This is a genomic window from Cryptosporangium sp. NPDC048952, from assembly GCF_043197895.1.
Lineage (GTDB): Bacteria > Actinomycetota > Actinomycetes > Mycobacteriales > Cryptosporangiaceae > Cryptosporangium.
Genome location: NZ_JBICTY010000003.1, coordinates 448103 through 461012 on the forward strand (window position 1 = coordinate 448103; position 12910 = coordinate 461012).

General features: G+C 67.5%; 13 protein-coding genes. 11 read left to right on the plus strand and 2 right to left on the minus strand.

All coding sequences use genetic code 11. The features are described 5' to 3' along the window. Positions 1 to 28 precede the first annotated feature (28 nt). The 9 genes from ACGFY5_RS18135 to ACGFY5_RS18175 all read left to right on the plus strand — a co-directional run bounded on the left by ACGFY5_RS18135 (position 29) and on the right by ACGFY5_RS18175 (position 9503). Positions 29 to 1162, plus strand: a complete 1134-nt coding sequence (locus ACGFY5_RS18135) for a branched-chain amino acid ABC transporter substrate-binding protein (RefSeq protein WP_392721156.1) — start codon at positions 29 to 31, stop codon at positions 1160 to 1162. 172 nt (positions 1163 to 1334) lie between these two features. Next, positions 1335 to 2285, plus strand: coding sequence for a branched-chain amino acid ABC transporter permease (locus tag ACGFY5_RS18140; protein ID WP_392721157.1), 951 nt, complete (start codon positions 1335 to 1337; stop codon positions 2283 to 2285). Continuing rightward, the gene (locus tag ACGFY5_RS18145; RefSeq protein WP_392721159.1) at positions 2282 to 3835 is read left to right on the plus strand and encodes a hypothetical protein; all 1554 of its coding nucleotides are present in this window, start codon (positions 2282 to 2284) and stop codon (positions 3833 to 3835) included. Before ACGFY5_RS18140 ends, ACGFY5_RS18145 begins: the two co-directional genes overlap by 4 nt. A 58-nt stretch (positions 3836 to 3893) precedes the next feature. Beyond that, positions 3894 to 4712, plus strand: coding sequence for an ABC transporter ATP-binding protein (locus ACGFY5_RS18150; RefSeq protein ID WP_392722513.1), 819 nt, complete (start codon positions 3894 to 3896; stop codon positions 4710 to 4712). Then, positions 4702 to 5418, plus strand: coding sequence for an ABC transporter ATP-binding protein (locus tag ACGFY5_RS18155; RefSeq protein ID WP_392721161.1), 717 nt, complete (start codon positions 4702 to 4704; stop codon positions 5416 to 5418). The genes ACGFY5_RS18150 and ACGFY5_RS18155 overlap by 11 nt, the downstream gene beginning before the upstream one ends. Before the next feature lie 106 nt (positions 5419 to 5524). Next, positions 5525 to 6430: an ABC transporter substrate-binding protein gene (locus ACGFY5_RS18160; protein ID WP_392721162.1), complete on the plus strand. Its 906-nt coding sequence runs from the start codon at positions 5525 to 5527 to the stop codon at positions 6428 to 6430. Beyond that, positions 6430 to 7404, plus strand: a complete 975-nt coding sequence (locus ACGFY5_RS18165) for an amino acid ABC transporter permease (protein WP_392721164.1) — start codon at positions 6430 to 6432, stop codon at positions 7402 to 7404. Before ACGFY5_RS18160 ends, ACGFY5_RS18165 begins: the two co-directional genes overlap by 1 nt. Continuing rightward, the gene (locus tag ACGFY5_RS18170; RefSeq protein WP_392721166.1) at positions 7401 to 8168 is read left to right on the plus strand and encodes an amino acid ABC transporter ATP-binding protein; all 768 of its coding nucleotides are present in this window, start codon (positions 7401 to 7403) and stop codon (positions 8166 to 8168) included. Before ACGFY5_RS18165 ends, ACGFY5_RS18170 begins: the two co-directional genes overlap by 4 nt. Before the next feature lie 60 nt (positions 8169 to 8228). Next, positions 8229 to 9503, plus strand: a complete 1275-nt coding sequence (locus ACGFY5_RS18175) for an ABC transporter substrate-binding protein (RefSeq protein ID WP_392721167.1) — start codon at positions 8229 to 8231, stop codon at positions 9501 to 9503. Between the two features lie 33 nt (positions 9504 to 9536). On the opposite strand, the gene ACGFY5_RS18180 is transcribed toward ACGFY5_RS18175, so the two are convergent. Next, positions 9537 to 10745, minus strand: coding sequence for an RNA-guided endonuclease InsQ/TnpB family protein (locus ACGFY5_RS18180; RefSeq protein ID WP_392721169.1), 1209 nt, complete (start codon positions 10743 to 10745; stop codon positions 9537 to 9539). 104 nt (positions 10746 to 10849) lie between these two features. On the opposite strand from ACGFY5_RS18180, the gene ACGFY5_RS18185 reads away from it, so the two are divergent. After that, complete coding sequence (locus tag ACGFY5_RS18185) at positions 10850 to 11698, plus strand: carbohydrate ABC transporter permease (protein ID WP_392721171.1); 849 nt, start codon at positions 10850 to 10852, stop codon at positions 11696 to 11698. Next, positions 11695 to 12507, plus strand: a complete 813-nt coding sequence (locus ACGFY5_RS18190) for a carbohydrate ABC transporter permease (protein WP_392721172.1) — start codon at positions 11695 to 11697, stop codon at positions 12505 to 12507. The genes ACGFY5_RS18185 and ACGFY5_RS18190 overlap by 4 nt, the downstream gene beginning before the upstream one ends. Here ACGFY5_RS18190 and ACGFY5_RS18195 read toward each other — a convergent pair. Then, positions 12497 to 12898: a PaaI family thioesterase gene (locus tag ACGFY5_RS18195; protein WP_392721174.1), complete on the minus strand. Its 402-nt coding sequence runs from the start codon at positions 12896 to 12898 to the stop codon at positions 12497 to 12499. The two genes, ACGFY5_RS18190 and ACGFY5_RS18195, sit on opposite strands and share 11 nt — an antisense overlap. Between the last annotated feature and the right edge of the window lie 12 nt (positions 12899 to 12910).

Here is a 12910-nt window from a genome sequence, read left to right on the forward strand (position 1 = left end):
ACTCGTGCGTCTTCGCAACCTCGCGCGCGTGGCGGCTGTCAGTGCCGCCGTCGCGCTCGCCATCACCGGCTGCAGTAGCGGCGGTGACGACGACGGCGGGTCGAACGCCAGTGGCGGCGACAAGGCCTGCGACCTGATCATCGGGTTCGTCGGTCCGCAGACCGGTGACAACGCGGCGCTCGGGATCAACATCTCGAACGGTGCCCAGTTGGCCGTCGACCAGTACAACGAGAAGAACGCGGACTGCAAGGTCACGCTGAAGAAGTACGACTCCGAGGGCAAGCCGGAGAAGGCCTCCACGGTCGTTCCCGAGGTCGTCCAGGACGAGAAGATCATCGGCGTGGTCGGCCCGGCGTTCTCCGGTGAGACCAAGGCGACCGGTCCGACGTTCGAAGAGGCCGGCCTCCCGATCATTTCGGCTTCGGCGACGAACCCGGCGCTGTCGGAGAACGGCTGGAAGACCTTCCACCGCGTTCTCGGTAGCGACAACGCGCAGGGCCCGCAGGCTGCCAAGTACATCAAGGAAGACCTGAAGGCGACGAAGGTCTACGTCGTCGACGACGCTTCCGAGTACGGCAAGGGCCTCGCCGACATCGTCAAGAAGGACCTCGGCGCCTCCGTGGTCAAGTCGCAGACGGTCCAGGACGGTCAGACCGACTTCTCCGCGGTCGTCACCGACATCAAGGCGTCCGGTGCCACCGCGATCTACTACGGCGGTTACTACGACGAGGCCGGCCTGCTGCGCAAGCAGCTGTCGCAGGCCGGTGGCCAGGCCATCACGATGATCGCCGGTGACGGTGTGAAGGACGTCAAGTTCGTCGACGGCGCCGGTGCGGCTGCCGCCGAGGGCACGATCGTCACCTGCCCGTGCCTCCCGCCGGAGAAGGCCCCGGGCACGTTCTTCGACGACTACAAGAAGGCGTTCAGCGCTGACCCGTCGACCTACTCGGCCGAGGCGTTCGACGCCGCGACCGTGTTCCTCGACGGCATCGCCGACGGCAAGAAGACCCGCGCCGAGATGCTCGAGTTCGTGACCTCCTACGACAAGCAGGGCATCACGAAGCAGATCAAGTTCGACGACAAGGGCGAGGTCGCCGACAAGGGCGTCTGGGCCTACAAGTTCGAGGGCGGCAAGATCGTCGCGCTCAAGGAGATCAAGTAACACCAGCGGGCCGGACGTATCTCCGGCCCACCTGATCTGCTCTTGAGTAACGACGAGGCCGGGCGCCGGCACCGACCGGCGCCCGGCCTTCGTCGTGCAAGGCCAGACGTTGCCGCCACGAACGGCGGCGTCACCCCATAGCCCCCGAACCCACCGGTTGGAACTTTGGCAGATGGACTTCTCTGCACTATTCGATAACTTCGGTCAGCTCACCGCGACCGGATTCACCCAGGGAGCGATCTATGCGCTCATCGCCCTGGGTTACACACTCGTTTACGGCGTGCTGCGGCTGATCAACTTCGCGCACTCCGAGGTGTTCGTCACCGGGTCGTTCGCGGCGATCCTCACCACGCGGTTGCTGGGTGTCGGCGCGGACGATGCGATCCCGGGCACCGCGGTCGTCATCGCCGTGCTGTTCGCCGCGGTGATCGCCGCGATGGCCGCCTCCGGCGCCACGGCGCTCATCGTCGAGCGGGTCGCGTACCGGCCGCTGCGGAAGCGCAACGCGCCGCCGCTGGTCTTCCTGATCAGCGCGATCGGTGCGTCGATCGCGATCTCGGAGGCGTTCGGCGTCTTCTACAGCCGCGACAACGTGCCGGTCGGCAACCTGATCGACCCGAAGACGCAGTTCGAGATCTTCGGTGCGTCGATCACGAACCGGATGATCCTGATCGTCGTCGCCGCATTCGGCATGATGATCCTGCTCGACACGATCATCAACCGCACCCGCCTGGGCCGCGGCATCCGCGCGGTGGCCATGGACCCGGACGCCGCCGCGCTGATGGGCGTCAACAAGGACCGCGTCATCGCCTGGACGTTCGTCCTCGGCGGTCTGATGGCCGGCGTCGCCGCGGTGCTCTACAACCAGAACATCGGCGTCACGAAGTTCAACGCCGGCTTCCTGCTCGGGCTGAAGGCGTTCACCGCCGCGGTGCTGGGCGGTATCGGCAACCTGCGTGGCGCGCTGCTCGGCGGGCTGCTGCTCGGTCTGGTCGAGAACTGGGGCCAGGCGGTGATCGGGTCCGAATGGCGTGACGTCATCGCGTTCGTCTTCCTGATCCTGGTCCTGATGTTCCGGCCGACCGGTCTGCTCGGCGAGTCGCTGGGGAGGGCCCGCGCATGAGTCAGGACACTCTCGCACCGCCGGCGCCGCGTACGGGGTCGCCGCTGCTGAAGGTCGCCGACGCGATCGCCGACCGGCGGTCCGCGGCAATGGGGTCGCTCCGCTCGCGGTTCGCCAGGCTGCCGAAGCCGGCCCGGTACGTCCCGGCCGCGATCCTGCTGATCGTGCTGGTGCTGCTCCCGGTCTGGGACAAGAACCTGCGCTCGTCCACCGGCTCCGGGCTCCCGGTCATCGGCACGCCCAACACGAGCTTCTCCGGCGTGCTGTTCCTGGTGGGTGCGTTCGCACTCTGCGCGATCGGCCTGAACGTCGTCGTCGGCTTCGCGGGCCTGCTCGACCTCGGGTACGTCGGCTTCTACGCGGTCGGCGCGTACACGGTCTCGGTCTTCGGGTCGCCCTCCAGCGACCTGGCCACCGCCTACCCGTGGCTGATTTGTGTGCCGATCGGCATCGCCATCGCGATGTGCGCCGGTGTGCTCCTCGGTGGTCCGACGCTGCGCCTGCGCGGCGACTACCTGGCGATCGTGACGCTGGGCTTCGGTGAGATCGTCCGGCTGGCCGCGGTCAACACGTCGTGGCTGGGCAACCGGTCGGGTATCTCGAACATCCCGAAGCCGCCCGGTGAGAAGGCCGACGGCTCGAAGCTGTTCGGCGTCGTCGACATCACGCCGTTCTACTGGCTGATCCTGGCGTTCATCATCGTCATCCTGATCCTGGTCTCGAACCTGGAGCGCAGCCGCGTCGGCCGCGCCTGGCTCGCGATCCGCGAGGACGAGGACGCGGCGGAGCTGATGGGCGTTCCGACCTTCCGCTTCAAGCTCTGGGCGTTCGCGATCGGCGCCGCGGTCGGTGGCATCTCCGGCGGCATCTTCGCCAGCCGGCAGGGCTTCATCAACCCCGACACGTTCGACGTCCTGACCTCGATCCTGTTCCTGGCCGCTGTCGTCATCGGCGGTTCCGGCAACAAGTTCGGCGTCATCCTCGGCGCGGTCATCGTGGTCTACATCCCCGAGCGGCTGCGCGGTTTCGACGAGTCGCTGTTCGGCACCTGGTTCGTCGTACTGATCATCGCCCTGGTCGCGACGCTGATCGCGCGCCGGAGCACGCTGCTCAGCACCAACCTGCGAGCGGCGGCGACGATCGTCGGGGGCATTCTCGGCTTCGTCGTCGCGGCGTCGGTCGGCACGCAACTGCACTCGATCGTGACCGACGTCGGCACCGACAACCCGACCCGCCTGCTGGTCGGCGCGGTGGTCGTCGTCGCGATCGTGGGAATCCTGCTGGTGCGCGTGATCGGGTTGTCCGAGGCACCGGCGGCGAAGACCGTGGCACTCTTCCTGGGGGCCTTCCTCACGGTGCTTCTCGGTGCGATCGCTCCCTACGTGTTCGACGAGATCGGGGACGGTGTCCAGGCGCTGCGTTATTTCGCGTTCGGTATCGCCCTGATCGTGATGAGCGTGTTCCGTCCGCAAGGTCTGCTGCCGAACCGGCGCCGCGCGACCGAACTCGCCGACCGGAAGAAGGAGGTGGCGGTCGGTGTCAACGCCTGATATCCCCAACGGGGCTGTTCCGGACGCCCCGCCGCCGCACGTCGACGAGCACGTCGACCTGCCCGAGCGGGAAGCGCACGTCAGCGTCGGCCAGAAGTTGCTGGAGATCCGCAACGTCACGTTGCGCTTCGGCGGCGTCACCGCGCTCAACGGCGTCGACTTCGCGATCAACCGGGGCGAGATCCTCGGTCTGATCGGGCCGAACGGCGCCGGCAAGACGACGTGCTTCAACGTCATGACCGGCGTCTACCAGCCCACCGAGGGCGAGGTCTGGTTCGACGGCAAGAAGCTGGGCCGACGCAAGAAGTTCCAGATCACCCGGCTCGGCATCGCCCGGACGTTCCAGAACATCCGGCTGTTCCCCGAGATGAGCGCGCTCGAGAACGTCATGGTGGGGGCCGATGCCCGCCACAAGACGAGCGTCCCCGGCGCGGTGTTCCGGCTTTCCCCGCGGCACTTCCGCGAGGAGAAGGACGGCCGCGAGCGGGCGATGGAGCTGCTCAAGTTCGTCGGGATCGCCGACCTGGCGCACGCGTCGGCGCGCAACCTGCCGTACGGGTACCAGCGTCGCCTGGAGATCGCCCGAGCGTTGGCCACCGAGCCGACGCTGCTCTGCCTGGACGAGCCGGCCGCCGGCTTCAACCCGGCGGAGAAGGCCGAACTCATGGACCTGATCCGCGCGATCCGCGACCAGGGGTACACCGTGCTGCTGATCGAGCACGACATGCGCCTGGTCATGGGAGTGACCGACCGGATCGTCGTCCTCGAGTTCGGCAAGAAGATCGCCGAGGGAACCCCGGCGGAGGTCCGCGACAACCCCGCGGTCATCGCGGCGTACCTCGGTGTGCCGGAGGGAGAGCCGACCGATGTTGCTTGAGATCAACGACCTCGCGGTCGCCTACGGGCGGATCGAGGCACTGCACGGCATCTCGATCCAGGTCGAGGCCGGCGAGATCGTGACGCTGATCGGCGCCAACGGTGCCGGCAAGAGCACGACGATGCGCGCGATCTCCGGTCTGCGGCCGGCGAGCCGGGGCAGCATCGTGTTCGACGGCGAGGACATCACGACGTTGCGCGCGGACCTGCGCGTGACCCGGGGCATCTCGCAGGCCCCGGAAGGCCGGGGGATCTTCGCCGGCATGTCGGTGGCCGAGAACCTGGACATGGGCACCTACGCGCGCAAGGACCGGCGTGGCCCGGCCCGCGTCTCCGACCTGGAGCGCGTGTTCACGCTCTTCCCGCGGCTCAAGGAGCGCAGGTCCCAGATCGCCGGCACGATGTCCGGCGGTGAGCAGCAGATGCTGACGATCGGCCGCGCGCTGATGGCGCGTCCGCGACTGCTGCTCCTGGACGAGCCCTCGATGGGGCTGGCTCCGATGCTGATCCAGCAGATCTTCACGATCATCAAGGAGATCAACGAGCAGGGCACCACGGTGCTGGTCGTCGAGCAGAACGCCCAGCAGGCGCTCTCGATCGCCGACCGCGCGTACATCCTCGAGACCGGCTCGATCGTGAAGAGCGGTCAGGGGCGGGAGATGCTCGGCGATCCCGCGATCAAGGCCGCCTACCTGGGCGTCGCTTGATCCTGTAGCACCCCCGCGGGCCGGCTCAGCGCAGAAGTCGGCCCGCGGTCGCAGTCCCGCCGGATCCCCCGACCCGGCGGCAGTTATTTACCGGGAGGTAACTCCAATGCGCTCGCTCCCTGTCGGCCGTGGCCGTCGAATGTTCGCCACCGTGGCCGTGCTCGCCGCGGTCGCCGCCGGTCTGGCCGGCTGTGGTGACGACCCCAGCGATACCTCGTCCGAGTCGTCCCCCGCGCCGAGCGCCTCGGCCGACACCGACCTCGCCTCGAAGGTGCCGGACGCGATCAAGTCCGACGGCAAGATCCTGGTCGGCACCGACTCGTCGTACGCGCCGAACGAGTTCCTCGACACCGATGGCAAGACCATCAAGGGCTTCGACGTCGATCTGTTCACCGCCGTGGCCCAGAAGTTGGGGCTGAAGGCGGAGTTCGTGACCGCTGGTTTCGACGACATCATCCCCGGCATCGGCTCGGGCAAGTACGAGATCGGCGTCTCCTCGTTCACGATCAACGACGAGCGCAAGCAGACCGTCAACATGGTCAGCTACTTCAACGCCGGCACCCAGTGGGCGACGAAGAAGGGCACCAAGATCAACCCGGACGACGTCTGCGGCCAGAAGATCGCGGTGCAGAAGGGCACGGTCCAGGTCGACGACATCACGGCCCGGTCGAAGAAGTGCACCGACGCCGGCAAGAAGGCGATCACGATCGACCAGTACGCGGGTCAGGACCAGGCCACCGCGTCGGTCGTGTCCGGCAAGGACGCCGCCACGCTCGCCGACTCCCCGATCGCCGCGTACGCCGTCGAGCAGTCGAACGGGCAGCTCGAGCTGGCCGGTGACATCTACGACGCGGCGCCGTACGGCTACGTGGTCAAGAAGGACCAGGCCGACTTCGCGCAGGCGATCGCCGACGCCACCAAGGCGCTGATCGCGGACGGCACCTACAAGACCGTCCTGGAGAAGTGGGGCGTCGACGCCGGCGCGATCACCGACCCGGCCGTCAACCCCTGATGTCCTCGCCGGAGGATTCTCCGGCTCCCTCGGCGGGCGCTCCGGCGCCCGCCGAGCGGGTTCGTCCGGAGCCGATCAAGGCAGTTCCCGTCCGTCACCCCGGCCGCTGGGTCGCGGTGGTGGTCATCGTCGTGCTGGTCGCGATGTTCGTGCACATGCTCGTGACGAACCCCGCGTTCCAGTGGTCGTTCATGGTCAACCACATGTTCCGGTCGCCGATCATCGAGGGCGTCCGCACCACGCTGGTCATGACCGTCCTGGCCATGCTCATCGGCATCCTGCTCGGCGTCGTCGCGGCAGTGCTGCGGCTGTCGCCGAACCCGGTGCTCTCGACCGTGGCCTGGCTCTACACCTGGTTCTTCCGCGCCGTGCCCCGGTACGTCCTGCTGGTGCTGTTCGGCAACCTGGGCATCCTCTACGCCCGGTTCGAGTTCGGCCTGCCGTTCGACCACCAGATCGCCGACCTGCTCGGCATCGACTTCAGCGCCCGGATCTTCGGGCTGAACGCCAACACGTTCCTCACCGGCTTCACCGCCGGTCTGATCGGGCTGGCGCTCTCCGAGGGCGCGTACATGGCCGAGATCGTCCGGGCCGGTATCCAGTCGGTCGACCCCGGGCAGACCGAGGCCGCGCAGGCGCTCGGCATGGGCCGCACGGCCACGATGCGGCGGATCATCCTCCCGCAGGCGATGCGGGTCGTCGTGCCGCCGACCGGCAACGAGGTGACAGCGATGTTGAAGGACACCTCACTGCTCGTCGCGGTGCCGGTCACCAACGAGCTGTTCTTCCAACTCGAAGCGATCGGCAACCGCACCTTCCAGGTGTTCCCGATGCTGGTGGCCGCGTGCCTCTGGTATCTGGCGCTGTCGAGCATCCTGATGATCGGTCAGTATTTCCTCGAGCGGTACTTCGGCCGTGGCTTCGGCACCCAGCAGCCGCGCCGCAGGATCCGCGGTGGGACGGGGGGCGCATGACTACCACTCCGATGGTCCTGTCGGAGAACGTCCACAAGTCGTTCGGCCACCTCGAGGTCCTCAAGGGCATCGACCTGAAGGTCGATCCCGGCGAGGTGATGTGCATCCTCGGCCCGTCCGGCTCCGGCAAGTCGACGTTCCTCCGGTGCATCAACCACCTGGAGAAGATCAACGGCGGAAAGCTCTGGGTCGACGGTCATCTGGTCGGCTACCAGGAGCGCGGCGGCAAGCTCCACGAGATGTCCGAGAAGCACATCGCGGAGCAGCGCCGCGACATCGGCATGGTGTTCCAGCGCTTCAACCTGTTCCCGCACAAGACCGTGCTCGACAACGTCATCGAAGCGCCGGTGCAGGTGAAGAAGGAACGCAAGGCCGACGCGCGGGACCGTGCCCGGACGCTGCTGGACCGGGTGGGGCTCGGCGAGAAGGTCGACAACTACCCGTCACAGCTCTCCGGCGGACAGCAGCAGCGCGTCGCGATCGCCCGTGCGCTCGCGATGCGTCCCAAGCTCATGCTGTTCGACGAGCCCACGTCGGCGCTCGACCCGGAGTTGGTCGGCGAGGTGCTCGACGTCATGCGCGGGCTCGCCGAGGACGGCATGACGATGGTCGTCGTCACCCACGAGATCGGGTTCGCCCGCGAGGTGGGCGACAGCCTGGTGTTCATGGACGGTGGCGTGGTGGTCGAGTCCGGCCCGCCGCGTGACGTCATCAACAACCCGCAGCACGAACGCACGAAGTCGTTCCTGTCCAAGGTGCTCTGACCGTCACGACGCTCCTCCGATAGCATCCCTGTCCACTAGGGATTGTCGGAGGAGCGTCTGATGATTACTCGTCGTCGGTTACTGCAGCTCGCCGCTTACGGGGGGAGCGCGGCCGCGTTGGCCGCCTGCGCCGGGCCCGGTTCCTCCGACCCCGGGCCCGAGTCGACGAGCGGATTCGACGGGCCGGTCGAGGGCACGCTCTCGTTCGCACACTGGCGGGCGGAGGACAAGGCGGTCTTCGAGACGATCATCGCCGACTTCGCGAAGAAGAACGCGAAGGTGACGATCCGGCAGGACATCTCGCCGTCCGAGGACTACCAGAGCACCGCGTTGCAGAAGCTGCGCGGCGGCAAGGTCGGCGACGCGTTCACCGCCTTCCGGGGCGCGCAGTTCAGCAACATGGCCAAGGCGGGGCTGTGGTCGCCGCTGGACGGCCAGGACCTGGTGAAGCAGTACGAGCCGGCGCTGATCGAGGCCGGTGCGAGCGGCGGCAAGCAGCTGGGCCTGCCCTACCAGCTCGTCTTCAACATGCCGCTGACCAACGTCGATCTGCTGGCGAAGAACGGCTTCGCGACGCTGCCGGCGGACTGGGACTCCTTCCTCGGCATGTGCGACGCGCTGAAGCGCAAGGGTGTGACGCCGCTGGCGTTCCCCGGCGGTGACCCCGCCAACGCCAGCCAGCTGCTCAACACGATGGTGATGAACAACGCCCCGTCCGACGACGCGTTCGCGCAGGTCGAGGCCGGGAAGCTGAAGGTGACCGACGACTGGTTCCTGACGACGCTCAAGCAGTACGCGCAGCTGCGGCCGTACGTGCAGAACGGCGTCAGCGGCACCGGTACCGAAGCGGCCCAGCAGCTGTTCGCCACCGGGAAAGCGGCACTGCTGGCCACCGGCTCGTTCCACGCCGGTGCGGTGCGCAAGCTCGGCGCGAAGTTCCCGCTGGGGCTGTACGCGCCGATCACGGTGGCCGCGGGCAAGGCCAAGTACGAGGGCGTGCACAACGCGACGTTCATCCTCGGCGTCAACGCCCGCTCGACGCATCGCGCGGCGGCACTGGCCTGGCTGACCCATCTGTCCGACCCCGCGGTCGCCGCCGTGTACGCCAACGGCACCGCGCAACACGTCACGGTTTCCGGGGTCGAGTACACCGACCCGGACCTGAAGGCGTTCGCGCCGTGGCTGGAGAAGAAGAGCCTGCTGGCGCCGCGTTTCCAGTTCCTGAACCTGGACGTGCGGGGCGCGGTGGAGAACGCGGCGATCTCCGTCGTCGGAGGCACCGCGCCGGAGAAAGCCGCCGAGAACGCGCAGAAGATCGTCGATCAGAAGCGTTGACGTCCTCCCGGCCTTGACAGGCCGGGATTCCAACTATTGCCGGTCTCGCGAGGAGGTGGCGAGTTGAGGTTCACGCTTCGCAGACCGGGCCGACTTCGCCCTGTCTCCACGTGCTGCCACGGTCCGTCCGACCGCAGTCTTGCCTTCAGCGATGTTGCGAGCCGCATTGACGTCGGCGTTGGCTTGGTGCCCGCAGGCACAGCACCGGAACACCGCTTGGCTCTTGCAGTTGTCCGTGGCGCAGTGCCCGCAGGCGTTGCAGGTCAGCGACGTGTACGCGGGATTGGTCTTGACGACTCGGCCGGGTGCTTTATGTTCCAACCGAGCCAGCAGCAGGCCCCATCCGGCGGCCAGGATTCCCCGGTTGAGTCCTGCTTTCTGCCGAACGTTCCGGCCCGGTGCGGCAGCCGTGCCGCGGGCAGATCGGGTCATTGCCTTGACGTTCAAATTCTCGACGTGGATCACGTCGAACCGTCGAGCCAGGTCCGTGGTGGTCTTCTCGATCCAGTCTTTTCGCCGGTCGGCATGACGCGCCTTGATCCGGGCGATGCAAAGCCTCACGGCTTCGCGGCGGTTGGATCCGCGCTGCGCGCGGGCGAAACGGCGTTGCAATCGGTGGAGGCGTTCGCTTTCTTTCGGCCGCAACCCGTTCGGCGACGTCAGTTCTCCAGTGGACAGGGCCGCTGCGACGGTGACGCCCCGATCGATGCCGACCACGTCACCCGTGCCCGGCCCGGAGATCGGGTCGGGCACGGCCGCGAACGCGATGTGCCAGCGCCCCGAGCGGTCACAGGTAATGCGGTAGGACTTCGCGACGGGAAGCTCCCGGGTTTGTCGCAGCGCGACCCAGCCGACCTTAGGAATCAGGACGCTGGACCGACGTCGGTTGTCCTGACGGAAACGCGATGCCTGGGGGCCGACAATCCGGAAACCCTCGTGTTGACCACGACGACGCCACGTCGGTCGGCCGTGAGTGCCCGCGAAGAAATTCGTCCATGCCCGGTCAAGATCACGCAAAGCCTGCTGCTGCACCGTCTGCGACCCGGCCGCCAGCCATGGCTCGGCCCGGCGGGCCTCGGTCAGCTGAGCTGCCTGACCGTGGTAGCCGGGAGTAGGGCCGCGTTCGCGCCGCCACATCAGGCGCTGCTCGAGGCCAAGGTTCCATACGAACCTGGCGTGCCTACAGTGCTCCGCCAGCAGCGCTTCCTGTCCAGACGTTGGGTACAGACGGAATCGAGACACGTGGTTGATCATATCGTTGGCGCGTACCATCGAGTTATTGATGGTCGATGTCTGCGGAGGTTTCTGGCCGCAAACGGCGGGGGTCCCATCCCGGGCGTGCTGCGATGAGACGGGTTCCGGCGACGCTGTGGCTGTTCCCGGTTCCCGCGCTCGCGCTCTACCTGACGTTCTTCGTGCTGCCGGCGGTGCAGGGCGTGCAGTACGCGGTGACCGACTGGGACGGGTTCAGCCCGACGTTCTCGCAGGTCGGGGCGTCGAACTTCACCGACATCGCGACCAACGACGACCTGTTCGCGCGGGCTTTGGAGAACAACCTCAAATTTCTGCTCGTCGTGGTCGTTGGCCAGACTGCCCTGTCGCTGCTGCTCGCGGTGCTGCTGGCTCGGCGCAGTCGCGGCTCGACGCTGCTGCGCGCGCTGTTCTTCCTGCCGACGATCCTGTCTTCGGTGTCGGTCGCGTTCGTCTGGCGGTTCGTCTACGACCCGAATTTCGGGCTGCTGAACGCGCTCGGCTTCTCCGGGTCCTACCTGGGTGACGACGCCACCGCGATCCTCTGGGTAGCGGTGGCGCAGGTGTGGTTCCACGCCGGGCAGATGATGATCGTCTACATCGCCGGGCTCAACCAGATCCCGGTGTCGCTCTACGAGGCCGCGCGCACCGACGGCGCCACCCGGTGGCAGCAGTTCCGGCACGTCACCTGGCCGATGGTGGCGCCGGCCACCGCGCTCGTGCTCGCGTACACGACGATCCAGTCGTTCAAGGCGTTCGACCTGGTGCTCGGGCTCGGCGGCAACCCGCCCCGACCGCCGCTGGACATCCTGTCGACGCGGATCTACACGACGTTCGCGGACTCGCGCTTCGGCTACGCGGCGGCCGAGTCGATCGTGTTCATGGCGATCATCGCGTTGGTCACCTGGCTGCAGAACCGCTCCGCGCGGTTGGCACACGGATGAGCAGGCTGTCCCGCGGCGGAATCCTGGCCGTGTACGCGCTGCTGGTCGCGGTGCCGTTGCTGGTCGTCGTCGGCGGCAGCCTGAAGACCACCCAGCAGCTGTTCTCCGCGCCGTTCGGGCTGCCGACCTCACCGACCCTGTCGAATTACCGGACCGTGCTGGGTGAGCAGGACCTCGCCGGCGCGCTGCGCAACAGCGTCGTCGTGGCGTCGATCTCGGTGCCTTTGACGCTTTTCCTGGCGAGTCTGGTCGCGTTCGCTGTCGCGCGGATCCCCGGGTGGCGGGGGCACGTGCTCTACGGGATCTTCACGGCGGGGCTGGCCGTGCCGGCGCAGGCCGTGATGATTCCGCAGTACGTCCAGCTGGACAGGCTCGGGCTGCGGGACAGCCTGCTCGGGTTGGCGCTGGTCAACGTCGTCGTGACGTTGCCGGTAGCGGTGTTCATCCTGGGCGGTTTTCTGCGGACGCTGCCCGCCGAGCTGTACGAGGCCGCCGAGATCGACGGCGCGTCCCCGGCGCTGGTGTACGCGCGGATCGCGATGCCGCTGTCCCGGCCGTCGCTCGCCGCCACCGCGATTTTTCTGCTGGTCATGCACTGGAACGACCTGCTGTACCCACTGCTGCTGATCGACGATCCGGCGAAGCGGACGCTGCCGCTGGCGCTGCTGGACTTCCGCGGGGAGTTCCTGACCGACTATCCGCTGCTGTTCACCGGTGTGGTGGTGTCGTCGGTGCCGATGGTGCTGGCCTACGCGTTCCTTCAGCGGCACTTCGTGGCCGGGCTCACCGCGGGGTCGGTCAAGGGGTGAGGTTGGCGATGAGGTTGGCCAGGCGCACCTGGCCGCGGGCGACGAGTTTGCCGTCCTCGTCGTGGGTCTCGACGACCCAGACCTGCTGGGAGCGGCCGCGGTGAACGGGGGTGGCGACGCTCGTGAGGCGCGCACCCTCCGTGGTGGGGCGGTAGAAGTCGGTCGTGTTGGTGGCGCCGACGACCTTCCCGCGCTCACCGAGCCAGACGGCGGCTCCCGTGCTCGCGAGGCTCTCGACGACCGCGCAGTGGACGCCACCGTGCAGGATGCCGTAGGGCTGGAGCAGTTCGGCCCGGACGGTCCAGCGCGCGGTGATCTCGTCCGCGGTGACGGTGTCGAGTTCGAGCCCGAGGAACTTCGCGAACGGTCCGAGATCATCGCTGGTGAACATGGCGTCCAGCCT